Consider the following 23,265-nt stretch of genomic DNA (forward strand, 5'->3'; position numbering starts at 1 on the left):
CCTCCTTAACCATTTGCAGGAATTTTGTCAGGAATGGTGCGGTATAACCGGATAAATCCAATCTGAATGATTGCGGTGAATAAAATAAAGAGAACAAAATGCAAGTGATGCAAATACAGGAGCAGAACCATGCCCGGCGTAATCAATAGCTGCCCAACCAAAGTGATGCGGCCGCTAGCCGTAAAGCGGTATCCTGCCAACAATCCAAAAGAGGCAAGCGTAGAAGCAAGAAAGGCGCTCTTGAGGAACAGCAGCGCCGAATCTGCCCAGGGACGCTCCATTCCAACTTGCCATCCAAGATAATGAACAGCGGCGATGCTTGTGCCCAGCGCCCAATAACAAAGCCATTTCACAGACAACATCGTACGCCATGCTTCCAAGGTAACCGTATATAAGGACATCCCTCTGCCTTCATTCGCGAAGCCTCTCACCGTCCAAATCTCATTGGCCAGCCAGATAATCAGGCCTGCGCCGATCGAGATAACCATGGGGCTATCAGCGGCAGCATAGAAGCAGAACAGCTCCAGGGCGAAGACGCAGAAGAGAAAGGGAACGGCGTCTTTGAAGCGGGTCACAAAGTAAAGCTCCTTGCGGAACAGCGGATAATGGGACAGCATGCGTGTCTTGACGCCAGTCTCTCCAGGAAGCGTCGAGCCCATCACTTGCGGCCAGGCGTATTCCGCGGCCCGGAATGCGCCAATGAATTGGAGCGCTATGATGATTGCCGCGCCAAGCATCTGTGCCGCAAGAGCAAGGGGAAGCATTACACCCGCCAGGTTAACGGCCAGCCACACCACACACAGGCATTGGAAGGGAAGGCGTCCCGACCTATAGGAATAGCCGCTCACTTCCGCGTAAGAGAATCCAAGCAGCATCAGCATGAGCCAGAGCCACATGTCTGCATGTGACGGGGTCCACATGAATTGGCCGATGATGATCCACGCGAGGAGGAGCAGGCAGGGCGCTTTTTTCCAAACCGTATAGGCGGTCAAAAAGGAACTTCCCCGTCCCGATGACCATAGAAATCGTGCCTCTTCAACATGGAAGCTGGCGGCAAACAAGCTGATGCCCGTTATGAAACCGATCAGCCAGCTTCCCAGCCGGATATAGATGGAAGGGAACTGACTGGATGCCAGCATGGCGGTCAGTTGAGACGCCCCGCGGGGTAGCAAAGCCAGAATCACCAGCAGCAGCACGATATCGCGCCGTGCCATCTGTTTTACGCGAGATAGATAGACGGTCTTATATAGCTGAAAGCTTGAGATCATAACATCTGCTCCCGTTAAGAAACAGGCGAGAACACATGATTCTCATCCTGCGAAGTATATAAATCGTAATATTTTCCTTGTAAACTCATCAATTCCTGATGGCTCCCCATCTCGGTTATTTTCCCATTATCAAGTACGATGATGCGATCAGCATGCCGAACGGTACTCAACCGGTGCGCGATAATGATTTGCGAGCAGGAGATATGACGCAAGGAATCGCAAATGAGTTGCTCCGACATCAAATCCAGTGAACTCGTCGCTTCATCCAGCAACAGGATAGCGGGACGATGCAACAGAGCGCGAGCGAGAAGGATCCGTTGCCGTTGTCCTCCGGAAAAATTAAAACCGTTCTCGGATACCATCGTCTGATAGCCTAGCGGAAGCCGCATAATGTCATCATGAATCGCGGCTTGTTTTGAAGCGTATACAATCATATCCATTGCAACGTTTTTATGGTACATTTGGATGTTCTCCATAATTGTCATATTAAATAAACGCGATTCTTGCAGCACGGCGCCGATTCGTTTCCGGAGTTCTTGTTTGTTCCATGTATTGATGCTCATGCCGTCAATTTTGATGATGCCCTTCATGGTCGTCGATTTGCCGGCGCCGTTCGGGCCGATATAGCTGACGAACTCGCCGCTCTCAATATGGAAGCTGATGCCGCGAACGGCTTCCTTCACGACATAGTCGCGCGAGAGAAGCGTCCGCAAGGCTTTGAAGCGCCCTTCCTTTGGAGCGGAACGGCGGAATTGTTTGTGCAAATCAGTCACGGTAATCACGCTTGAACCCCCTTATCATCCTTCTACGCTTGACTTCGTAACGCTAACTTCCCGTGCTCTGATATCGGGCCAGCCCGATTCTCCATACCCGCAAGGCAAGAACGAACAGGCCGGCGGCGATAAGCACCGACAGTCCGATCAGCCAGATGCCATAGCTGTTCCGCAAAATATACAAGGACGGGACATAGTTGGCGAAGCCGACAGGAATGATGCTGAGCAGCAGCCCCTGGAGCCAGGACGGATAAATGCTCATCGGGTATTGCGCCGCGGTGCGGGCGGCATCCTCGGTAATGTTTTGCAGCTCCTCGATGCGCGTAATCCAGAACCCGACGGACGCCGTCAGCAGGCCGATGGCGAAGAGCAGCACCGCGCCTGACAGGATGACGATCAGCGTAAGCGGCACCGCCGTCCATCCAATCTGCCCCTGCTGCATCAGCGTTCCGATGCATATCGCGAGGATGGCCGTCCCTTGAACCACTTCGCCCAAGCGGATCGAGAAGTTCTGGGACATCAGCGCCAGCAGAATCGGGATCGGACGGAGCAGCAAGCCGTCGAGCGTGCCGGTGACTAAATATTTCTCCAGGTGGTGCACGTCGGAGGCGAACATTCGGTAGATGGCTTTGGACAAGGAGAGGACGGCATACAAATAGCCGGCTTCCGCCAAGGTCCAGCCTTTGATATGGCCGAATCGGAGCAGAATGACCGCGAGCATAAGAAATTCGACTACACTAATGATGGCAGCCATAAGCGATGAGAACCAAAAATTGAACTTGTACTGCATCCGGCTGCGGATGCTTGCGCGCACGAGCAGCGCGTACATGCGAATCCATGTCATCCGCCTTGCACCTCCACCTTCCGTCTCATGATCCCGGTAACGGCGAGATATAGAGCGGTAAATAGAGCGCACCAGATGACGGAGCCTGTCAACGCGGCGGGCGCTTCCATTCCGAGGTAGATTCGCGTCGGCACATAGTGCAGGAACGGATAGAACGACGCTTCGCTGATGGCGGCGAGCCAAGAAGGCAGCCATTCAATCGGGATGAGGAAGCCGGACAGCAGCATGCTGAAGGCATAGTTCACCCAATAGAGCCAACGGGATTCGGTCGTCCAGAGCGCCAGAGCTCCGATCAGGTAGTTCAGGCAAATGGAAATGTACGCGGCAAGCGTCAAAGCAACAGCGGTCCACATGTACGTAGGGCTTGCTGAACATATTGCCTTTTAGGCCCACAGAGGCTGACGGCACAGATTCAGCAGCAGTCTGAAAATCGGCAAAAAGAGAACGCGCAGCTTGCGTTCGAGATTCATAACAAGCAGTTGCAGGGCAATGACCGTTTCGCTTGTCTCTCGAAGGCGTGCTCGAATACGCCCCAGTCCGTAGGAGCGTTTGCCTTCTCCGAATTTTCCTTCGATTGCGTTACGCATTGAAGCATCCTGTCTGGCCTGGTTCCGATCGGGTTCCGCTTCTTTCTTCGGACGCCCTAAGTTTGGACCACTCAAACGGATGCCGTGCTCCTTACAATAGCGAAGGTTCTCCCGATTTCGGTAGATTTGGTCGGCTAGAATGGCTTCCGGATAACACCCATATCGCTGGACGAACGACTCCACGGAAGCTTTCAGTGTCATGCTTTCGTTGAAGTTATCCCAGGACAGCTTCTCCATTCGAGCGTAACCGTCCACCAGACTGATCGCCAGCTTTGCTCCAAACTCGACGGGAGCATTCACTTTCCCGCGGACAATCGGCCGTACATGCGGTTGGGAAAGACTGACGATTCGATCTTCCACCGAGTGTGTCCGTTTGTCGTACATCTCTTGCTGTTGACGATACAGCTCGGAAATGACGAGCAATTGCCGATACTGCTGCGAACCCAGTTGATTCAAGCTGCTTTTCGCTGCCAGCATTTCGATGATGCGAAGATTACGCGAAACATAACGAAGCTGTTTGCCAACCGCTTTCCGGATGGCTTTGGCACCCGTTCGCCGTTTCTTGGCGATCTCGAGGTAGCGTTTGCGGGCGGTTTGACGATACGTTCTCGGTTTCTTGGCCTTCCCGACGAAAGGCTCGTGCAGAACATCGATGATCGCTTCGAGTTTTTCCCGCGCCTCGTTCAATAATTTCAAATCGGTCGGATACGAGATGTCGGCCGGTGCGCAGGTCGCGTCGAGCATCAAGGTGCCTTTGTTGCATGGTTTCTCTTTGCTTTTGCCGTCTTCATTAACGGATGTTCCATCAGAGCCATGGCCGCTGCCTGGAGGATCTTGAGGATCGCTCTTGTTTTGTTCCTGCTTCTTTCGCTCTGCGTCCTCTTCCAAAATCCAATCGTTGATTCGTTCAATGACATCCGCACCCAATCGCTTGCGGAAATGGGTCAACAGCGAGTGATGGAACGGAGGCTTATCTTGGAACGCCGGCAGCCCAAGGAAGTACTGGTAGTACGGATTTTCGGCGATCTGCTGGACCGTCTCTCGATCATCGAGCTGCATACGTTCCTGAATGTACAGCGCTCCCAAAGCCATACGAACAGACAAAGGGATCTGACCGCGCATTGATTTCTTGAACGACTTCGCGTAGAGTTCTTCTGCCCGCCACCACGGGATGATAGCGGCCAGTTGAACCCAACGGTTCTCCTTATTTAATTTACCGCCAAACGGCAAGTAGAAATCTTCGAACAACTGAAGCTGGCTTTCGGTTCTACGATACATGTCGGCTCACTCCACGTGCACGATTTTTTGCAAGAAATTCGCATTCTCCTTGCATTTTATTTCGAGTTAGAGTCCAGAAATCCTTGAAAAACCATTGAAAAATGATTGTTCAGCAAGCCCTACGTAGTCACGGATGAGGGGACGTGAAGCGGTAATACGAAGAAATAAAGCGCGTAAATCGGAAGAAACTTGTACACGAACTGATAAGCGATCTGCCCCCATTCTTTGCTCATCAGATGATAGAACAGATGAACAGGCCTGACGAGATCGAGGGCAATCTGCCCGGTTCGCACGGACTGATCCATGCCGAGTCCGTTGTTGAGAAAAGCGGCGACCCACAAGCTCGCCTGATTGAACGCGACATAGCTGAAGATGCCGTTCAATCCATATTCGCCCAGCGATCGGCCTTCTGCAATCCCTGTCCATATCGACACATAGATGAGACCGAACAGAGCGCTGGCGATGTTGTGCACAAGATGCGCACTCCGGTACTGCAAATTGCTGAGGTACATTTTACGTGCTAGCGTCCAAAAAAGCATTCAACACCTCCGGCATCTTCATGATTAGCGGCGTGCCTACACTACGATGGGAGCGAAATGCGTTTTGAGAGAGCGAGGAATATCGTACCAGAAGCTGGGGAAGGATGGCAAGCGTTTTTTCTGTTCCTTGCCTAGATTGTGCGAAGGAATTCAATCGTCTTGTCGATATATGCGAGTCTGATTGGGGAAAATAAGCACCGCGCGCTTTGGAATTGACACGATCGGGCGAAAAGAATATACTAAAATCATAAAGTTAATAGTTTTAACTATTCAATTTTTGAAGTAGATAAACGGAGGGAGGCGGATCGTTGGAAACGACCAGGGAAGAGCTGTCCAAGCTGCTGTCCGTCATGATGCACAAGTTCATCATCGCGTACAACCGAATCCTGGACAGCGATGTATCGGGGGCGCAGATCATGATGATGGAGATTTTGCAGCGCGAAGGCCCGAAGCGAAGCTCGGAACTGGCGGAAGCGCTTCAGGTCACCTTGCCGGCGATTACGAATCTGGCGAACAAGCTGGTCGCCAAGTCTTGTATTGAGCGCCGCATTCCCGAACATGATCGCCGCGTCATTCTGCTCGAACTGACTCCCGAAGGGGAGGAGCTGCTGGACGCGGTGAATGCGAAATATGGCCGGCTGACCGAATCGCTCTGGAAGGACTTCAGCGAAGCGGAACTGGCCAATCTGCATGCTTATTATGCCAGGATGGTCGCGAATCTCGATTTGCAAGAAGGAACCGTCAAGTAAGTCGCACCTCACTTCACATAAGGAGACGATCAACATGAATCAAGATACCAAAACAGCCGTAATCACCGGTGCCGGCAGCGGAATGGGTCGGGCGTCCAGCTTGAAGCTGGCGGAGATGGGCATGAACGTCGTGCTTGTGGATTACAATCTGGACGGGGCGGAAGAAACCCTCTCCCTCATTCGCGAGCAAGGCGGGGACGGCATTGCCGTGCAAGCGGACGTGAGCAAAGCCGACCAGGTAGAAGCCTACGTGAAGCAAGCGATGGACCAATACGGCCGCATCGACGTATTCTTCAATAACGCAGGCGTCATTCAGAAGCCGTTCCTGTTCGCGGACATTTCCGAGGAAGAATTCGACCGCGTCGTGGCAGTCAACTTCAAGGGCGTCTTCCTCGGCATGAAATATGTCCTGAAAGTGATGTCGGAGCAGGGCTTCGGCACGATAATCAACACGGCGTCGACCGAAGGCTTGAAGCCGGAGCACAGCGTGGCGGCCTATTCGGCGACGAAGCATGCCGTCGTCAGCTTGACCAAATCGGCTGCGCTGGAATATGCCCAAAAAGGTATCCGCATCAACGCCATCTGCCCAGGCGGCGTCAACACGAACCTTGTGGCAGGCTTCCAGGAGACGATCAAGACGACCGGCAACGTACCGGAAATCGCCTTCCCTCGCATCGGCCGCATGGCCGACCCGGCCGAGATCGCCAACGTGGTGGCATTCCTCGCATCCGAGGGAGCGAGCTACATGACCGGCTCCATCGTAGCCATCGATGGCGGCCTCACCCTGTAAGCCATATGGATGAGCATCCCGTCCTCGCCTGATGCAGGCGGGGACTTTTTTGGATTCGGGCAGCAAAAATAAAGACTCGCCATCCGGAAGAAAATATTGTATAATATAAGCAATTCAGGATTTGGTTTGAATACATAGGACATGATGGGAAGAACCCGATGCTAATTCTATTGGCTGAGGGTTTTTTATGTTTTTTAGGGCTGATCGGGAATAGCGTTGAAACACTAAATTTATCGTGGGAGTGATCATTCATGAAGGCAATGAAAAGAGTAATCCTGTTTTTTATCGTTGGTTGTTTGGCCCTTCCTGCATTGCTCGGTATTATGCCCACAGTGGTCAAGGGACAGGCCAAGGGAATGAGCTTCAAGGATGTATCGGCAACGCACTGGGCCAAGGACTCCATTTATGCCGCCGTAAATGCAGGATATTTCAAGGGCTATAGCAATGGAACATTTAAACCGGACGCGACCATTACAAGGGCGGAATTCGCTTCCTTGCTGTCGCGGGTATCGAAAGCGGAACCTTCTGCAGAAATAGAAAATGTCTTTAGCGATTTGAACAACCATTGGAGCAAAAAGGAAGTCGGGCGGGCGGTCGCTTTGGGATTCATCGATCCGAAGAACTACCCCAACGGCTTTCAACCCAACACGGCGTTAACCCGCGAAGAGATGGCCGTCTGGTTAAGCTCTGGCTTGGCCGCCATGGATGAAGACTACAAGCAGGCGCTGTTCGATACGAAGGAGACGCTGATCCCGGTCAAAGAATACTTCAAACCAGGCATTCCAGCGTCCAAAGCCGGACATATTGCGCTAGCGATGGGCACTAAACTGATGAACGGCTACCCGGACGGTTCCTTCGGCATGAAAAACACCACGACCCGTGCGGAGACATCGGCCATTTTGTTGCGGTTTGTGAAGGTAGCAAACAAGAAGGCAGATTCCTTCCCTGGTCTGAATGAGCTGCGGGCAGTGGGAACGGAGAAGAATAATTTGGAGATTGTGACGCCGTTTGAAGCTACTGGTATGGCAAGTACAGTAGGAAAGACGAGAACGTTTAAAAATAATGCTGGTAAATTAGTTTTTCATCGTATGATTGCCGTTAATGTAGATAATTGGAACGAAAAGAGTTTCTATGGTGACCTGTTTTTGGATGACTCCCACAAAGATTTTTTTAAAAAGAACAAGGGGTATTTTCCAATATTTGTAGAGATTACGATTTATCCAAAAACAAAGGGATTTGGCGTGGACCATTTTCGGGGTGGTATAACAAATTTAATAGGGGGGGCTTCTACACATAACGATCTATACAAAAAGTATGGGTATGAAACTCTTCCTGTCACAAAAGACCAAGAATTCTTTGCCAAGCACTCTTCAGGTGTCAAACTATGGGTCGTTAGATACCATAATAAGGAAGATGATGATCTCGGTAGTGCTAAATTTGATGATGGTTCATTATTGATGGTGTCGAAATAGAGGAGATAACATGAAAAAAGCATTTACAGTCATTTTAATCCTGTCATTGATGTTAATTTCCTTTAACAATTATAGTCCTAACCTTGTCTCAGCTTCGGATGATTCTCCGGAAGAAGAAAAGTATATACCTTGGCAAAAAGGGTATCCAGAAGAAGGAATAAAAGTAATCCCAGAAGGTTTAGCTCCTAAGACTCAAAAGATTAAAGTAACTGTAACGGGTAAAGACTACCCCAATCCAAAAACAGTCTGGACCGAAGGGGATAGGGGTCAATGGGTTGCAGTTACCAAAGAATTTGGAACTGTCGAAACGGTGACGGCTATCGGTACCGATGGAAACAAGTATCCCCGGGATGCTGCAGTGAAAGACAGAATAAATATGTATAACTATGCTCCAGAGAGTCTAAAAGATACAAAAAAGCATGCGTTCAAAAAAGAGCATGTTAAGGAACTCGGGTTAACTAATCTGAAATATACGCCCGCATTATCTTATAGCCCGGTCGGTAACCCACTATTCACCAAGGGAAAACTCTATGCTGAGCTTAATACAATTACCGGTCATAGCCATATAGTCTCATATTATCGCCAATACGAAATAGGGCATCAAGGTCAACCTAAATATCAGGCCCATTACTATGTCGATCTTAAAGCAGTTTTCGAAGGCTATGTCACAGAAACAAAAGAACTGCGAGTCTCGTCTGATGCAAATATGAAAATCGGAGAATCGAAGAACTTAAAGGCAGAAGTCAGAACCCAGGAATATGACATGACGGGTTTTACGAATTGGCTGGATATCACCCGTCGGACGGAACAACTGGAATGGAGTTCGGATCGATCTTCTGTGGCGACGGTAGGGCCTGACGGAAAAGTAACGGCTGTCGGAAAAGGGACTGCCAAAATAACAGCCAAATGGAAGAGTTACCCCTATTATATTTATGATTATGTGACGGTTACCGTTGGCGATATTCCTGGTAAGCCGGATCCGACGAATCCCCCAGATCCTGCAGGATCCTGCACCGCTCCAGTGCCTGGAACGAAAATCTCAAATCAGGTAATGGAGCCAGAGGCGAGTGCCGTGATCAAGGCAGATAATCGGGGAAGTGAGCAGTTCGATGTGCTTATGGGCATCCCTACATCGGAATACCTTTACGCTAATGCTTTTGCCTATAATTACTTGTTCAAGAGTTCGTATGTGCAGATGACTGGCAAATGTACATTTGAAGTTCCTGTAGAAAAGACGTTTATTAAGAAATGGAAAGAGCCACGGACAGACGATGAGGGGAAGCCCACGCAAGAAGACATGGAGGAAGAGGAGACCGTCAGTGATGTCGTGACCGTTGAGCGTCCGTATTCATTTTGGGTAATTGATAAGCTGGAAGTTTACAAGATCCAAGAAGCCAAGCTGCAAAATACAGCATTGCCAGGTGGAGAGGTCACCTTACAGCCCCAAAATTATACGCCGCCGGATTATCGTTTCAAGCATCAGGGCGGAATCGTGAAGGAACCGGAAGCACAGAGTATCGTTCTTCCCTCGCAAACCGTTGGCAAAGACATCCCCAGCTACTCAGGCGAATTCAAAGCCGCTGCCGAGAAGGCGATCGGTAAAGTTCGTGTCCAAAATGATTCGCTTTCATTTCAGGGAAAGACGATTATGTCAGGGCAAGCGGTAGATGAGAACGGCTCCTCTCCTGGAACCATTCCGTCTCCAACCACGATAAGCGAAAACATCTTATATAAAAATCGTCTCTTAATACATAGCGATAAAGTGAACGCAAAAAATGTGCCGAGCAGCGGTACGGTTTATTATAAGCTGCTTCCGGAACAGATTAATGGCGGCACGGATCAGGAATTCCCGATTCCGGGCATTAATCCGGTCACCATACATACCCCGGTTGTGACATATGCTTCCGTGTCGGATGATCGGACGCATAACCAGAAGACGAAGCCGAACCCGAACCGGGCAGCGCTCATTCTGGAGCGGCCGTTCACAGTGCGCCTGCCGACGAGCGGGCAGCATGTCTCCTACCCTGGATATGGCAATCGTGATTATGCGAAATATGTCCGCACGAAGCAGGTGTGGTTCCCGTTCGATGTGTACTCTGGGGACCGAAGCCGCTTTATTCCAAAGCGGACCTGGATCGACATTCCGGTGAGTCAACTGGATACGACGTTCTTCCTGCCGGTGTGGGTCGATGAAGGGAATTATTCTGTCCTGTTCCGGACCATCGCCGAGAACGCACCGGTGGAGCTCGATACGCAGCCGAACGCCAATACCCAGTTGAGGAATCATGTCTCCACCGACGTGGTCGAGGTGGAAGTCATTGGCCGGCTTTATGATTTCCGGGTGACCGACATCGCCGATTATAACTGGGAGAAGGTGTTCCGCAAGCGGGTCGGCAGCCATGAGCCAACCGGCGCCTCCTACTGGGTCGGGGCGAATGGCATCGACGGGGAGCCGCGCGGGAACCGGGCGCCGTATACGCTGCCGATTCGGCCCGGCAGTCATCCGCTGCAGGGCTACCGCAATGTGGTGGTGAAGACAGGATATCATTTCAAATTCGATCTGAAAACAAAGGGCAATATGTGTGCGACTTGTTTTGCTATAACTGAATAACTTCAGGAAAAGCAAGGACTTTATAAAGAAAAGTCTAACTTTCTATCCGAGAACAGGAATGAGGAATCCATGTTTTCCAAAACTGTTCCGTTGAGACTCCTACATGCGTCTTGTTCGGCAGGGCATGAGGTATGAAGCTAGGTGAAGTCGGCAGAAGGAAGCTGGAGCCACCAATCAAGGAAGGTATGCTTACTGATATGCCGGACGGCTGAAAAATTGCCTATGGTGAGAATGTTCAAAGGGGAACTGACGAAACTCCGAATGTAAGAATCTAAATGCCTACCTCATGGAAACATGTTGACCAATGAATGTTGGGGCAAGTGGCGTAAAGTACAATTACATGTTAGGAAATACGCTATACCGAACAATGGCGGTATCAAGCTTGCAGGTTCAAAGGAGTCACCTAAGGGCAGTATGCATAGCTAGGATAGAAGGAACAAGGAAAGCAAGGGACGTTGCAACAATGGACTGCCGTCCAAGACGGTTGCTATAAGGTTACACCGAAATGCATTTACCCTTGTGAGAGTAGGGGCACGACCAATGAAACTTCCGTAATAGAAGTGGAGGAACAGCCCTGAGTCTTGTTACTTGACAACAACTTTCCAAAAGTGAACTGTATCGGTCGGGTATGAATGTGGGGACAATCTCTGCAAGGGGGTTGCCACAATACAGGCTCTGCGTTATTGGGATTACTATAATCTAACAGATACCTTTACAGACTTACACGAGCAGGCCAAGCAAGGAAAAACATTCAAACGTCTCTATGAACTAATCACATCAAGAGAAAATATCCTTCTTGCTTACCGTACAATCAAGTCAAATAAGGGATCTAAAACAGCAGGAACAGATGGCAAAACAATCGAGAATCTTAAAACAATGACAGACAGCGATCTTGTGAACCTTGTTAAAACAAAACTTAAGAATTACCAACCTAAAAAGGTTAGACGGGTCTTTATTCCAAAACCTAATGGGAGAAAGAGACCACTGGGAATTCCATGCATTCTAGATCGGCTAATACAGCAGTGCTTTAAGCAAGTACTTGAACCAATCGCCGAGGCGCACTTTTATAAACATAGTTATGGGTTCAGACCATTGCGCTCCACCCATAATGCATTGGCTAGAGTTCAATTTTTGATTAATAACGGGGGACTTCACTTTATCGTAGACATCGATATCAAAGGATTCTTCGATAACATTAATCATTCAACCTTGCTAAAGCAGATATGGAATCTTGGAATACACGATCGTAAGGTTTTACGGATTATCAGTCGAATGCTAAAAGCTGTAATAGAAGGTGAAGGTACTCCTGTAAAAGGAACCCCACAAGGAGGAATTTTATCCCCTTTACTTTCTAACATTGCACTGCACGATCTTGATACAATGGGAGAATTTCCAAACAAAACATGCATATACGAAGAGGAATAAATATAATGCTCTTAAGAAGTCAAAGCTTAAAGAAGGATTCATTGTCAGATACGCCGATGACTTCAAAATCCTCTGTCGTGATTGGAAAACGGCCCAAAAATGGTTCCATGCCGTAAAACTTTATTTGAAAGATCGCCTTAAGTTGGACATTTCCCCTGAGAAATCAAAAATTCTGAATTTGAGGAAACAGAAATCTGAATTTCTCGGCTTTACAATTAAAGCTACAATGAAGGGGAAAAAGGCAGTTGCACATACCGGTGTGATTGAGAAGAAAAAACAACAGATTAAGATACAATATAAGAAACTTATTCAACATATTCAACAATCACCCTCAGCCGGTAATGTGCACAAATTCAATAGTTTTGTTCTCGGGATTCACAATTACTTTAGGAAAGCAACGCATGTGTTCATTGAGTTCTCACGACTTGCCTATGACCTGAAAAAGTTCACTTATAATCGTTTGAAACGGGCTGGTAAATACGAACATCCTGATAATCCACCTCCGACATATAGGAAGTTTTACTCAACCAGTTATCGCACGTTCAAGGTGGATGGAGTCTACTTATACCCGATAGTAGATGTAACTACCTCTAACAATCTGAACTTCAGTCAAGAGATAACTCCATTTACTGTCGAGGGGCGGAAGAGGATTACTAGAAAACTGGTTGGATTTGTACAATCAGAAATCATTATATTAATGAAATCAGACAATCCTCAACGCAGTGCAGAATACTTGGATAATCGGATTAGTAGGTACAGTATGGTCATGGGAAAATGCGAAATCACAGGTATATTCCTTTATGCAGACGATGTGCACTGTCATCATTATCTTCCAACTTACCTTGGTGGAGATGACAGCTACAATAACCTGAGGATCCTTCATCAAGATGTCCATACACTTATTCATGCCACAAACCAGGAAACGATTATGAAACTCATAAACATGCTTGGCCTAACAGGCAGCATGATTAAAAGGGTAAACCAATACCGCAAAATGAGTAACTTGGGCACTGTTGTTTAATTCAAGTAGCAAGATGGAACGCCGTGTGCGGTGAAAGTCGCATGCACGGTGTGGAGGTGGGGAAAAGGTGGCGAGCTATTCAAAGCCTTACCTATACCTATTCGGTCCGAAGGACAGTATTCGCGTTACGCCAACCTTCTACTACGCGAGCAAGGATGGCAAGACCCGCTTTCCGGTTGATTTGTATTACCACAGCAATGACCGCTACTTCATCCGCGTCGGATCGCAGGAGGATGAGGTTGGGCGTTATGTCATCCTGAATGAGCGGCTGCGCAATGTGCCGACGGAGCAACTGATCGATTCGGCAAACTACAAGTATGATCATGAGCGACAAGGAGCGTCTTTGAGCCGCCAAGCCTATATCGAGCAGTACATTGAAAAATGGACGAAGCGGAAGACGCCGGTCGGCGGCTACGGCGGGCTGCTGCTGCCGGAAGCCGTGCGCACGTTCATCGGGCCGAAGTCGAATCTTCCGGATTCGGTCGACGCCCAGCAGGCGAACGCATCGATCCAGCAGTGGTACGGCGAGTACAGTTTGCCGGCCGCAGTCTATATCGTCAAGGCGGGGACGGATATTGCCGAGTATGGCCGCACGCATGGAGGATTGCATGAGAAGTCGCCAATCTTTCTGCGGGATGGCTACCTGATCGTGAACTTCAATATTGAGTCGATACGGGAGGGGCGCGCCGCAGCGCCGCATTTGCAATATATTCAGGCCCCGCTGATGAACCAGTGGCGGTTGGAAGGATTTGAGAGGAATATCCGGGATTCGTTCAGTCACGCCTTTGCATTGCAGGACGGGGATGTGTTGTTCTACCACGCGAACCTGTCGAGCCGGGATGATTTCGGAGCGATGGTGCCGCATTAACCTATTTAGAATTGGATTGTAATACCTTGGGGTGGAAGCGTTGCTTCCGCCTCTTTTTTTATTGCGCTGGGGATAGGATTCGGGATGAGAGGCGCCGTCTCGAACTGGCCGCTCGAAACCGTAACATGTGGGTCTCTTCCTCTTATGATCGATATCCCCGTCGTTTCAGGAGGAACAAGTATCCTACCGGCTTATTTTGAATACCCCCTTGGTTCAGAAATGCCGATTATCCCGGTAGCCAAGAGATGATGTGGGAATAATTTGAGATTTTTTGCTCCTGACTGGGTGGGATATTCATGAAAAGAAAGCGTAAGGGAGAGGGCGAAAGCGGGAATGATGTAACGCAAGACGATAGCGGAAACTGACTAGCTGCAGAAAGTGCTCAGCGAAGAAAGTGTTCAGCTTTGATGCCAAGTGAACAGCAAGTATGGAAAATATCAAGCCTGACTGATTGGGAGAGTGATGAAAAAGACAGCGAAGCATAAAAGCTAAGCAACGGCCACCCTGAGTGAAAGGGAGAGTGATCAAAAGGCTCTGAACACGAAGGAACTGGAAATAGAGATTGCATTTTCTTATGCATAGATATACGAGATATATAGTGATTCTATGTATTAGGTTATTCACTGCATTAAGTTTGCGAAGGAGGAAGCGATGAACCCGAAGGTAAGCAAGGAACTGTTGAAGGGCAGCACCGCGTTGCTTGTATTGTCGATGCTGGAGAAGGAAGAGTTGTGCGGTTACGAGCTGACAAAGCGGCTCGAGACGGCCTCCTCCGGCTTGTTCACCTTGAAGGAAGGCATGCTTTATCCGATTCTTCACGGGCTGGAGAGCGGCGGGCAGGTGGAGGCCTACTGGAGCGAGGCGGCGGTCCGGGCGCGCAAATATTACCGCATTACTGATGCCGGTCGCAGCCTGCTGCAAGAGAAGACGGAAGAATGGCGCCTGTTCAGCGGGACGATGAACAGGGTGTTGGGGGAGGTGTAGGGGAATGCCAGATACAGAGCGAGACATCCGTGCGGCATCCCGTGCGGCATGCCGGAGGCAGCCGAGCGGTTCGTGCAAGATGTATTGGGACGAATCAAAGCGAAGGAGATGAAGCCGGAGATCGAGGCGGAGCTGAGGGAGCATCTTCTGTCTCGAATGGAAGAGCATACGGACCGTGGAGTCGATGCGGACGAAGCCGCGCGTGAAGCGGTTCGGCAAATGGGAGCGTCCTCCATCGTGGCCGAGCATATGAACCGGATTCATCGCCCGCATATCCCTTGGCTCATGTGGATTAGCTTGGCGATATGGATCGGGGTAAGTCTATTCGGCCTGTTCCTTCTGCAGAGTGAAGCGGGCGTACAGAATTCGGTTGGACTAGGCGCCCGATCTGTCATCTTTGCCCTGCTCGGCATACTCTGCTTCGTGGCCGGGATGCTCATCGACTACCGCCGGCTTCGCCGCCTCGCTCCTTGGATGTATGGGGGGATGGTAATCATGCTGGTTGGGACGGGGGCAGGTATGGGGGTTACCGTTAATGGGATGCTAAGCGTTCGGCGGCCTCGCCCCAAAAGATATGTTAAGCTGATGCTGTATGCGTTCACAGCGTTGCCTGTGCTGCTGTATGTGATGGACGGCCGCTTCCCGCAGTTGATCATCTATAGTCTTGGCATGATGTTAGTGCTCAGGCAGCTCCGCTGCCGCCCGGCTGTATGGTGGAGGCTGGCCGCATGTGCCGCGGGAGGAGGAGCAGTGCTGTGGTTGACATCGGATTATGCCCGTTCTTATTCGGCCGACGCTTGCAGGAATGGATTGAATTTTTTGGAGGTGCTGGGTCCTGATTCTGATAGCCGCTTTGTCATGCGGGAGATTCACAGAGCGGTTCAGCACATCATAATTTGCTATTACGGCTCTTCCGTTCGACGGGAGGGCTCTTTTTATGGAGAACTTCTTATTTTTCCAAGGAAAACGTTGTAAACAAAGCCGGGGCGGCGTATGATGATAGACGCGGCAGGAGGTGTCATCTTTTCTCGCAAGGCTCATATAATCTATCAGAACGATGGAGAACGCATATGCTCTCGAGCAGGCAAAAGAATGGCGGACAGGGCGGGGCATTCTGGCTGGAGGGCGTCTGGGTTCGGCGATGCTGAGGTATAGAAGGGACAGGCTGTCATATCCTGATCCGCGCTTGCATGGGGGCTTTCATGAATAGTTATGAAAAGAGGGGGAAGTTCGGATGAAAAAGGAACCACCGGGGTTGTGGCAGGAAGCGAAAGGCTGGATAGGGCGGCTGTCGACGGCCGCCTGCGCCTTGCTGATGATCGCTGCGCTGTGGGCGGCTTGGGGAACGAAGGAAGCGTCGGAGCCGATCGCTTACGCCGCATCGCCTGCTTCTCATCAGGCGGTAGCGATGGCATATAACGCGGAGGCGGCAGCCGCGCGCGTGGATGCTGGCGAGGCGGTGTCCATGCCGGTAAGCGGAGAGAAGGAAGAAGCGGTCGCCGCTCTATACGTCCAAGGCAATGACTCTGAAAACGGCAAGGCCGCCGTACAATTGGCTGCGGCTAAGAAACCGGACACCGGGAAGCCGTCGCCGGGCGTGGAAGAGAAGAAGCCGGACAAGGTCGTCTATTTGACGTTCGACGACGGCCCGAGCGTACATACGAAGGATGTGCTTGATATTTTGGCCAAGGAGCAGGTAAAGGCCACCTTCTTCGTGTTGGGGCAAAATGCGAAGCGCGACCAGGAGATGGTCAAAACGATTGCGGAAGCGGGACACGCCATCGGCAATCATAGCTATAATCATGAATATAAGGAGCTGTACGGCAGCTTCCGTGAATTTTGGCGCCAGATTCGCGAGACCGGCAAGGTGCTGGAGGACATTCTGGGCTATGAGCCCCAGCTCGTCCGGGCGCCAGGCGGAACGGCAATGAATTTCGATAAGCAGTATTTCGAGCTGATGCAGCAGGCGGGGTACTTGGTCTATGACTGGCATGTCGACAGCGGCGATTCCAAGCGGCGGGGCGTGCCGGCGAAGGAGATCGCGTCGTCGGTGAAGCAAGGGGCGCTGCTGAAGGAGACGGTCGTGCTGATGCATGACGGATCCGGGCATGGGGAGACGGTGAAGGCGCTGCCGGAGATCATCCGCTATTATAAGGACATAAGGACAAAGGCTATTCGTTCGGCGTGCTGTCGCCGGAGGTGGAGCCGGTTCAGTTTCATGTCGCTTCCACGAAGCGTTGGGCCCGGTCCCCGGTCAGCAGCGCCTGGGTTGAAGCGAACATCCAGCCGGTCAACGTAGCCGGACCTGTAGAGCCTGAACCGAAAATGGCGATGGATGTGCATACCGATCAGGGAAGCCTTCATTTGGAGCCGGATCAGTTCCTGAGCCATGAGGAGACGACCTATGTGCCGCTGCGGATGCTGGTCCAGCAGTTGGGCGGAACGGTGCGCTGGAATGCGGAGGCGAACCGGGTGGATGTCGATTGGAACGGGAAGGCCGCAGGCTTCGATCTGACTGGCGCGCAAATTGTATTTGCCGATGAGGACGAAGAGACCGTGCCGTTGAAGGCAGTAACGGAACGTTCGCTCACCTGGGTGCCGCTGCGGGATGTACTGAATGTGTTCGGCGTTAAGTTGACTGCATACGAAGTGACGCCTTTGCAGGAGGACGCGTGATTCTCTTCTATTATCTTGGCAAAGCAGCCTCTCACAGGTTTACAATCTATCAAGCTGGGCGATACTGATTCATAGAACGGCCCGGGACGGTTCATCGAACGTGCATGCACGCGAGGGACTCGTTCCGGGTTTTTTGTGTCTTGTTATCGTTTTGTAGGAAAAAGGATGCTGCTAGGTTAAGAGGGAGGGAAACTACGAATGGAAATGAGTGGACATCAGGACCGCACCGTGGAGCAGGATGTATGGCTGGCGTCGTTCGCGGAGCGGGGCTGGCCGGCGTTCCTGGACCGGATGGGGCAGGTCGTCGTCGGCAAAAGGGAGGTCATCCGCCTGGCCGGCTTGGCGATGCTGTCCGGCGGGCATATTTTGATGGAGGATGTGCCGGGCGTCGGCAAGACGCTGCTGGCCCGGGCGCTCGCGCGGACGGCAGGAGGAAGCTTCCGGCGCATCCAGATGACGCCGGATATGATGCCGGCCGATATTACGGGCAGCATGGTATGGGAGCCGGCCTCGGGCGGGCTGCGGTATAGCGAGGGAGCGTTGTTCGGCAACGTCGTGCTGGCCGACGAGCTGAACCGCGCGCCGGCGCGAACTCAATCGGCGCTGCTCGAAGCGATGGAGGAAGGGACAGTGACGGTGGACGGGACGACGCGCGCCTTGCCGCAGCCCTTTTTCGTCATTGCGACGCAGAATCCGTTGGCCTTCGAAGGCACGTATCGAATTCCGGAGGCGGAGATGGACCGCTTCGCGATCCGGCTGTCGCTGGGCTATCCGGGAGTGGAGCAGGAAGCGGACATGCTCCTCCATCAGCAGGAGGAGTCGCCGCTCGCGCGCGTGAAGCCGCTCTGGACGCCGGAGGAATGGCAGTTGCTCGTCCGCCGGATCCGCGAGGTGCATCTCGATGCGGCGCTATGCAGGTACATGGCGGACATCGCGCATGCGACCCGGGCGCACCCGGCGGTGAAGCTGGGCATCAGTCCGCGGGCGACGCTGTCGCTCATGCGGGTGGCCCAGGCTCACGCCTGGACTGAGGGGCGCACCTATGCGCTTCCGGAGGACGTGAAGGCGGTGGCCCATCCGGTGCTGGCGCACCGCCTTCATCTGCAGCGCGAGGCGCTGCTTGCCGGGACGACGGAAGCGGATGTCGTCGCCGAGGTGCTGCGCACGACGCCGGTTCCGGTCTTCCCGGCGGCACAGACCGGAGGCGGCAGATCCGCGGCGAAGTCTTCCCGCCGGGACAAGCGGGGGATCCCGGCCGCCGGTGCCGCGCCGATGGTGCAGGTGACCCTGGCCGGCGATGGAGCGGCGCAGCCGTCCGCCGGGCGGTTCCGGCTCGGCGGGTGGTTCCGGTGAAGCGGACCGCATTCCCTATTGGCCGCTTCCTGCTCACCGCCGCCGGCTGCGCCGTGCTGGCGACAGCGGGCTGGGCCCGGAACAGCCCGGCGGAGCTTTTTGTGGCGGCCCTGCTGGGCGCCATGCTGCTGAACGGCGTGCGGCTGCATGTCATCGGCCGGAAGCTCGCAGGCGTCCGGCTTGTCAATGAGCTGCAACAGGCGGAGCATGGCGTGCCGGGGGCCGCTCCCGGCAGCCTCGCCTTCCGCGTGGCGTTAAGCGGCGCGAAGCGCTGGCCCGTGCGCTGGCTGACGGTGGAGGAGGCGTGGACGCGCACAGGCGGAGACGGCGGCGTCTGGATATGCCGCCGCCTGTTGTTCCTGCGCCAGGGCGAGGAGACGCGCTGCACCGTCTCCTTCGAGGGCGCGCCGCGCGGTGTGTACCGCCTGTCGCGGACCGAACTCGCCTATGGCGACCTGTTCGGCTGGTTCGGCGGCCGGGTGCGGCTGGATATCGCGCTGGCGGCGGCAGAGCCGCAGCCGGTGCTGGTCATTCCGCCGCCCCCGGTGCGCGCCGCCGCGCTGCCGCCCGCTAAGCCGGCAGCCGCGCATGAGCCCGGCCCGCCGCCGCTGGCCGGCGCCGCCGACGCGGCAGACGGAGGCGTGCCTGCCCCGTCTGCCGGAGGAATGCGCGGCGTCGAGCTGCAGGCGTACCGGCCGGGCACGCCCCTGCGCGCCATCGATTGGCGCACGTATGCCAAACGGCGTGTGCTCGCGGTCCGCGCACTGGAAGCGGACGGCTGCGCCCCGGCCGACATCGCCATGGATGATGTTCCATGGCGGTCGGAGGCTCAAGCCGGACAGCACGCGCCTATGGAGGCGGTGCTGTCCGCTGCTGCCGCGGCCGTGCGCGCCGCTGCAGAGGCCGGGCGGCCCGTTCGCCTGCTGCGGCTGAGCGACGGGGCCGTCGCCGCCGGAGCCCGGCAGGCGCTGGCCGCCTTGGCGGCGGAACGGCCCGGCCCTGCGGCGCCGGTCGGCTGGGATGCGCCGCAGCCGCCGGGCGCCGGGCCAAACGGCGCGGCGCGCTGGCACGCCGCTGAGCCCTCGCCGCCGATCCGCGCGGTGACGCTGATCAGCTACCGGGAGGATCCCGTTGTGCTCGACCGGCTGCATGACGCGGCGGAAGAGGCGCGGCTAGACGGCTGGCTGACGGCCGCGCGCTGGCCGCAAGCAAGCGCCGCGGCAGCGCCGGCTTCGCCGGGGGCCTTCCTCTGGATGGAACAGTCTGTATCCTGCGCCAGCATAGGAAGGAGGGAGAGCGATGCGCTTACGTTATATCGGCCGATCCGCCAAGCGTGACGGCCAAGTGACACTGCGCCCGTTGGTCAGCGGCAGCGAACCAACCGGAAGGCGGACCGCGGCCGAATGGGCGAAGCAGGCCGCCTTCACCGGGCTGCTGTTCGCCTTGTTCGCCGAATGGTTCTATCCGTTGAAGCGGCTCGGTCCGCATATCGATTTGCATGATATCCGTCCGTTTTTGGGGGCGATCGCCATCTTTCTCGCCGTGGGGCTGATCGTCCGGAGCCGAACCCTGTCGATCGCGCTCCGCAGCGTTACGGCGATCGCGGTAACGGCGTGGATGTTCGGAGCCGCTTCCCTGCACTATGCGGCAGCGGGTGACGGCGGTCTCCTGGGCGCTCTCCGCGAGTCGGTTGCGGCAGGCGTCTCGATGCTCGGTTCCGCGTTGGCTGCCGATGCGGAACGGTGGATGGCGGGGGAGTGGCTTCGGACGAGCGGCGAAGTCCGCACCTTGCTGTTACTCGCCGGTTGGGCGATGCTGACGGCCTCCATACAGGCGCAAATGCTGACCCGGCGGACGGTGCTGTTTTTCAGCGTGGCCACGATCTGCTATCTCTTCGGGTTTCAATGGGGCTACGGCCTCGAGGTGACCGAGGCCGTCATTCGCGCGGCAGGCTGGGGCCTGCTGCTGTCCGCCTGCCTCCATCTTGACCGTCGGCTGGCCGAGGATACCGAGCGATCGAAGACACCCGGCATCCGGCCTGTACGATGGCTGGGCCAAGCGGCGCTGGTGACGCTGCTCATCGTAGGCATCGGCTTCGGCCTGTCCCGGATGCCCGACTGGACACCGCCCGAGAGTCTGCCTTCGCTGCGCGAGTGGACGCAATCGCTGGCCGTCTCGGCGAATGAATGGGGCGCGGCCCGTTCGGCAGCGGAGAATGCGTCCTTGCGGGGCACGACGATAGGCACGACCGGATACAGTACGGATGATACGGAGCTGGGCGGCGCGCTTCGCGATGATCCCCGCATCCTGTTCACGGCGGAATCGCCGGAGCCGACGTATTGGCGGGGAGAGAGCAAATCGCGCTATACCGGCCGGGGCTGGGCCTCAGCGGACACCGCACAAGAAGAAACGGTGGATGGATCCGGGCGGCTCCAGCTTCCCGATTCTCCGGTGTCGGGATGGTCCGAGCCGTTGACGCAGACGGTTCGCTGGCAAGCCTATGTTCCGCATCTGCCGCTTGTCCTCGGCGGCCGGCCGGAACGGCTGGTGTCATGGATGCCGGACGGGGAGACGGAGGCTCCGCCCCAAGGGGGGACGACGCTGCGCTACGACCCGCCAGGCGAACGGTATGCCCCTGGCGCGAGTGCGCCAGCCGGAGCACGGCTCGCCTATCAATATGAGACTCGCGTGCTCAGGGCCGATGCGGCGATGCTGCGGGACGTGCCGAAGCTGTCGCCTGAAGAGAGGGCGCGATGGAGCGAGGAGCTTCAGCTCCCGGCTGAACTCCCGGAGCGGGTGCGGGAGCTCGGCGATCGGCTGGCCGAAGGATCGGCGGGGCCGTATGAGACCGTGCGCCGCATGCAGTCATTTCTGCTCCAGGAATACGCCTATACCAAAAGCGATACCGAAGTGCCGCCGGCGGGCAGGGACTTCGTGGATTATTTTCTGTTCGAGGCGAGACAGGGCTATTGCAATCACTTCTCGAGCGCGATGGCGGTTCTGCTGCGCACCCAGGGCATTCCGGCGCGCTGGGTGAAGGGCTTCGCGCCCGGAGAGCAGACCGGGCCTGGGCAGTATACGGTCCGGGCATCCGATGCGCATGCCTGGGTGGAGGTGTATTTCCCGACGGTCGGCTGGGTGCCGTTCGAGGCGACCCCGCCTGCGGGAATGGCCGCAGCGGCAGAGGTTCCGGCGGACGCAGTGATAGCGGCCGTACCGGGACAAGCGGCACTTGCAGCCAATGGAGCGGCTGCCTCGGATGGAGACGCCGATGCGGCGTTCGTTACGTCAGCGCAGGTGCGCGAGCTGCTGGAGCAATCGCTTCAGTCGAAGGAATCGGCGTCGGGCTGGGAACGGGTACGGCGCTGGGGGGAGACGGCGCTTCATGCCGGGAAGCAGGGGCTGAACGCCATCGGGCAGCATCTCGCTGCGGAATGGGAGGCCTTGACCCGAATCGGGACGCTTCGCAGCGATGAACAGGCGGAGGCAGGGGCGGGGATGTTGGGGCTGCTTCGATTTGTGGCCCTCCGCCTGCCGGTCCTGGCAATCGGTGCGCTGTGGCTGGCTCTGGTGACGGCGTGGTTTATGCGGAAGCATTGGCGGCGCCTGGCTCCGGAGCGCAAGCTGCGGCGTCTCCTCCGGCTGCAGCAGCGCAGCTTCCAGAATGAACGGCTGCAGGAAATGGGGCGGATCGCCTGGCAGCTCCTTGAGCGGAAATACGGGCTGCGCCCGATCGGCATGACCTGGAGCGAGTATATTTCCGAGAAGCGCGACGATCCCGAGCTGCTGCCGTCGGCGGCTGATCCGGTGCTGCAGCAGTTCATCCGCGACTGCAATGCGCTGCTGTTCGCGGGCCGGCATGCGGAGAGAGCCGTACGGCAGCGCTTCCTGGAAGGCTGCGCATTCGTGCTGCGCCAGTGTACATGAGTGAGGAGGCGCGGTTCACATAGAGATTGGCGGCAAGAGAGACGGAAGGGGCGGCGACCAGGATTCGGCCGCCCTGTTCGTCTTGGGGCGTCTTTGCGGA

The 23,265-nt window shown here is 54.6% G+C and carries 16 protein-coding genes and 3 pseudogenes; 13 read left to right on the forward strand and 6 right to left on the reverse strand.

Annotation, left to right across the window (positions count from 1 at the left end):
• Positions 1–5: 5 nt before the first annotated feature.
• The 6 genes and pseudogenes from OCY70_RS26465 to OCY70_RS26490 form a co-directional block, all read right to left on the reverse strand.
• Positions 6–1,268, reverse strand: coding sequence for a hypothetical protein (locus OCY70_RS26465; protein ID WP_213430710.1), 1,263 nt, complete (start codon positions 1,266–1,268; stop codon positions 6–8).
• 14 nt (positions 1,269–1,282) lie between these two features.
• On the reverse strand, positions 1,283–2,050 hold the full coding sequence (locus tag OCY70_RS26470) for an ATP-binding cassette domain-containing protein (protein ID WP_213430709.1): 768 nt from the start codon (positions 2,048–2,050) through the stop codon (positions 1,283–1,285).
• Positions 2,051–2,093: 43 nt separating this feature from the next.
• Positions 2,094–2,885, reverse strand: coding sequence for an ABC transporter permease (locus OCY70_RS26475; RefSeq protein WP_213430708.1), 792 nt, complete (start codon positions 2,883–2,885; stop codon positions 2,094–2,096).
• Positions 2,882–3,244: pseudogene (locus OCY70_RS26480) on the reverse strand (hypothetical protein); the annotation flags it as partial. The pseudogene OCY70_RS26480 and the gene OCY70_RS26475, both read right to left, overlap by 4 nt.
• Before the next feature lie 24 nt (positions 3,245–3,268).
• A complete protein-coding gene (locus OCY70_RS26485) occupies positions 3,269–4,750 on the reverse strand; it encodes an IS5 family transposase (protein ID WP_261944494.1) in 1,482 nt (493 codons plus the stop codon).
• 122 nt (positions 4,751–4,872) lie between these two features.
• A pseudogene (locus OCY70_RS26490) lies at positions 4,873–5,289 on the reverse strand (hypothetical protein); the annotation flags it as partial.
• A 308-nt stretch (positions 5,290–5,597) separates the two neighbouring features.
• On the opposite strand from OCY70_RS26490, the gene OCY70_RS26495 reads away from it, so the two are divergent.
• The 13 genes and pseudogenes from OCY70_RS26495 (at position 5,598) to OCY70_RS26555 (ending at position 23,165) form a co-directional block, all read left to right on the forward strand.
• A complete protein-coding gene (locus tag OCY70_RS26495; RefSeq protein ID WP_213431222.1) occupies positions 5,598–6,038 on the forward strand; it encodes a MarR family winged helix-turn-helix transcriptional regulator in 441 nt (146 codons plus the stop codon).
• 34 nt (positions 6,039–6,072) lie between these two features.
• A complete protein-coding gene (locus tag OCY70_RS26500; protein ID WP_213431223.1) occupies positions 6,073–6,828 on the forward strand; it encodes an SDR family NAD(P)-dependent oxidoreductase in 756 nt (251 codons plus the stop codon).
• Between the two features lie 251 nt (positions 6,829–7,079).
• Entirely contained in the window at positions 7,080–8,300 is a 1,221-nt protein-coding gene (locus tag OCY70_RS26505; RefSeq protein ID WP_213431224.1) for an S-layer homology domain-containing protein, read from the forward strand.
• A gap of 10 nt (positions 8,301–8,310) precedes the next feature.
• Positions 8,311–10,911 carry a DUF5704 domain-containing protein gene (locus OCY70_RS26510; protein ID WP_249725656.1) on the forward strand — a complete coding sequence of 867 codons (2,601 nt, stop codon included), beginning with the start codon at positions 8,311–8,313 and terminating at the stop codon, positions 10,909–10,911.
• Between the two features lie 666 nt (positions 10,912–11,577).
• Positions 11,578–13,357 (forward strand): annotated as a pseudogene (gene ltrA, locus OCY70_RS36315) (group II intron reverse transcriptase/maturase).
• Between the two features lie 67 nt (positions 13,358–13,424).
• Entirely contained in the window at positions 13,425–14,225 is an 801-nt protein-coding gene (locus OCY70_RS26520; protein WP_306433921.1) for a hypothetical protein, read from the forward strand.
• A gap of 651 nt (positions 14,226–14,876) precedes the next feature.
• Complete coding sequence (locus OCY70_RS26525; RefSeq protein ID WP_213427394.1) at positions 14,877–15,209, forward strand: PadR family transcriptional regulator; 333 nt, start codon at positions 14,877–14,879, stop codon at positions 15,207–15,209.
• 48 nt (positions 15,210–15,257) lie between these two features.
• Positions 15,258–16,184, forward strand: coding sequence for a permease prefix domain 1-containing protein (locus OCY70_RS26530; RefSeq protein ID WP_261948816.1), 927 nt, complete (start codon positions 15,258–15,260; stop codon positions 16,182–16,184).
• Positions 16,185–16,443: 259 nt separating this feature from the next.
• On the forward strand, positions 16,444–17,508 hold the full coding sequence (locus OCY70_RS26535) for a polysaccharide deacetylase family protein (RefSeq protein ID WP_249724800.1): 1,065 nt from the start codon (positions 16,444–16,446) through the stop codon (positions 17,506–17,508).
• A gap of 26 nt (positions 17,509–17,534) precedes the next feature.
• Positions 17,535–17,885 carry a copper amine oxidase N-terminal domain-containing protein gene (locus tag OCY70_RS26540; protein WP_261945212.1) on the forward strand — a complete coding sequence of 117 codons (351 nt, stop codon included), beginning with the start codon at positions 17,535–17,537 and terminating at the stop codon, positions 17,883–17,885.
• A gap of 198 nt (positions 17,886–18,083) precedes the next feature.
• Positions 18,084–19,238 carry an AAA family ATPase gene (locus tag OCY70_RS26545; protein ID WP_213427392.1) on the forward strand — a complete coding sequence of 385 codons (1,155 nt, stop codon included), beginning with the start codon at positions 18,084–18,086 and terminating at the stop codon, positions 19,236–19,238.
• The gene (locus OCY70_RS26550) at positions 19,235–20,575 is read left to right on the forward strand and encodes a DUF58 domain-containing protein (RefSeq protein ID WP_213427391.1); all 1,341 of its coding nucleotides are present in this window, start codon (positions 19,235–19,237) and stop codon (positions 20,573–20,575) included. The genes OCY70_RS26545 and OCY70_RS26550 overlap by 4 nt, the downstream gene beginning before the upstream one ends.
• The gene (locus OCY70_RS26555) at positions 20,538–23,165 is read left to right on the forward strand and encodes a transglutaminase family protein (protein ID WP_213427390.1); all 2,628 of its coding nucleotides are present in this window, start codon (positions 20,538–20,540) and stop codon (positions 23,163–23,165) included. Before OCY70_RS26550 ends, OCY70_RS26555 begins: the two co-directional genes overlap by 38 nt.
• Positions 23,166–23,265 lie beyond the last annotated feature (100 nt).

It is taken from the genome of Paenibacillus melissococcoides (genome assembly GCA_944800085.1).
GTDB classification, from domain to species: Bacteria; Bacillota; Bacilli; order Paenibacillales; family Paenibacillaceae; genus Paenibacillus_B; species Paenibacillus_B melissococcoides.